Annotated in this window: 1 protein-coding gene; it reads left to right on the top strand. The window is 46.5% G+C overall.

The window, feature by feature from the left end; genetic code table 11:
- The first annotated feature begins 107 nt into the window (after window positions 1-107).
- Complete coding sequence (locus AB4Z17_RS33095; protein WP_441964662.1) at window positions 108-2,333, top strand: FAD-dependent oxidoreductase; 2,226 nt, start codon at window positions 108-110, stop codon at window positions 2,331-2,333.
- The last annotated feature ends 45 nt before the right edge of the window (window positions 2,334-2,378 follow it).

Genomic DNA, 2,378 nt, shown 5'->3' with positions numbered 1-2,378 from the left:
CCAAATAAGGTTGCAAAAAATGTATGATTTTTTCGCGAAATCATGTAAAAAAAAAGGGACCAAAACAATTACCATGATAGAAGGATCTAATCATGGAGGTTATCAAAATGGAGCTTATAAAAGCAGATGTAACCGTCGTAGGCGGAGGTATTGCTGGAATTTGTGCTGCTATTGCTGCCGCACGCCAAGGGCTGCAGGTTTCACTAATTAATGATCGGCCGGTTCTTGGGGGAAATGCGAGCAGCGAGGTCCGGGTTCATATCAACGGGTCGGCATATCTCGGAAACAGTCCATCCTATTATGCTCGTGAAGGCGGGTTGGTAGAAGAACTCAAGCTGAAGATCTTTCATTATAATCCGTTATACAACAAGAAGCTTATGCTTTCGCTTTCGGATACGGTCTTGCTCGACATGGTTTATGCTGAGCCTAAAATTTCTCTATTCCTGAATACATGCGTGCATGAAACGGGGATGGAGAACGGCAGAATTCAATGGGTGGAAGGCCTTCAACTCGCCTCTGAAAGAAAATTTCGTTTTGAAAGCCGAACCTACATCGATTGCTCCGGCGATGGAATTGTTGGTTATCAAGCAGGTGCTCACTTCCGATGGGGAAGAGAGGCGAAGCATGAATACAACGAGGATTTGGCTCCCGAAGTGGCGGACCATTACACCATGGGAGATACGATTCTGTTTCAAGACCGTAACGTTGACTATTCCGTTCCTTACAAAAGACCTGGCTTTGCGTATGATATTACGAAGTTGCCATTTTTCGATAGTATCAGAAAAGGCTTAAACCATCGCTCTTTTCCAAGGAAAATCAACGGGCTTGGCGGATTGTGGTGGCTCGAATACGGCGGGCATATGGATATTATCAAAAATAACGAAGACATCGCATTGGAACTGCGGAAATTGGTATACGGGATTTGGGATTATATCAAAAATAGCGGCGAGTTTGATGATGTGGACAATCTCATCTTGGATTATGTATGCCCGATTCCGGGAAAGCGGGAGTCGAGGCGGTTCATAGGAGAGCACATGCTGTCTCAGAACGATCTTACAGCAAAACCTCATTTCGAGGATGCAGTATCCGTTGGAGGCTGGTATATGGATCTGCATGCGAATAAAGGCATCTACGATGAGGGGCCGGCTACAGCGTGGAATTTCGTGCCGGGATTGTATAATATTCCTTTCCGCAGCTTATTTTCACGCAATATTCCTAATCTCATGTTCGCTGGCCGCAATATAAGCGCTACCCATGTCGCTTTCGGGTCTACAAGGGTTATGGCAACCTGCGGTTGTATGGGGCAGGCGGTAGGAACGGCTGCTGCGTTATGCTTAAAATACGAGGYAGACCCCGCGGAAATAGTCACAGCCCATATGGGTGAGCTTCAAGCGCAGCTGCTTCGAGACGGTCAAACGATTGTAGGGCTTCAAGAGGAGTTGGATCCTTATTTCGCTGACGGATTAACGATTCATGCCTCGTCTCAGCGTAGCTATGATAATCTTCATTCAACCGAAGAGATTTCCTTGGAGAACGCGTTATGTTTGGTCTTGCCGATTCAGACATCCGTAGCTGAAAGCGTACGGATCAAAATTAAAAATAGGTCCGAGCATCCGGAGACTTTGCAAGTCAAGCTGTTTGGCGGAGATCGGAAGGAAAACTATATTCCCACCAGCGAGCTGAAAGACTATCCCTTGGTTGTTGCAGGCGGTTATGACGACTGGATAACGCTGGACCTCAGCTGCAAGAAGCCGGCTGACGACAAAATCTACATTGTACTGGAAGGTGCGGCGAGCCTTGCTGTATACGGAAATGAAGAGAAGTTGACAGGAGCGGTCAGCTTCCATTATAGGCCGGACGTTCCGTCTAAGCTGAAGAAGCTTAATAAGAACATATGCTTCAAAAACCTGGTGCCATCCCAAAATATGTATAGCCCAGAGAATGTCGTCAATGGCTTCTCCAGACCTTATGGTCTGCCGAACGGTTGGATATCTGAACGTACGGAAGGACAGGAATGGTTGGAATTCTGCTTTGCAAGCCCCAAAAATGTGGAGGAAATCCATTTGGTGTTCAATTCACGGCTGGATTTGGAGCATTTCGACGATCCGATCGAGCTCCTTATCCAAGATTATGATGTGACCTTGACCTTCGAAGACGGAACAGAGAGTGAAATCATCATCCGCGGTAATTATCTCACGCTGAATAAACATAAGGTGGATGCGAAACGCGTAACCCGAATCCGATTTCATTTCTGCGCAACCTACGGTTCTCCTTACTATGAAGTGTTTGCTGTAAAATGCTTTGCTCCGAAATTAATAAGTGAGGGCAGGTGAAGTCGCGATGAAGGAACTATTCCCTCGAAGAGGGCTGCCTAATGT

The organism is Paenibacillus sp. TAF43_2, from assembly GCF_052113545.1.
Classification (GTDB): domain Bacteria; phylum Bacillota; class Bacilli; order Paenibacillales; family Paenibacillaceae; genus Pristimantibacillus.
Note: the sequence above shows the minus strand (reverse complement) of the source record. Positions and strands in the feature narration are given on the sequence as shown.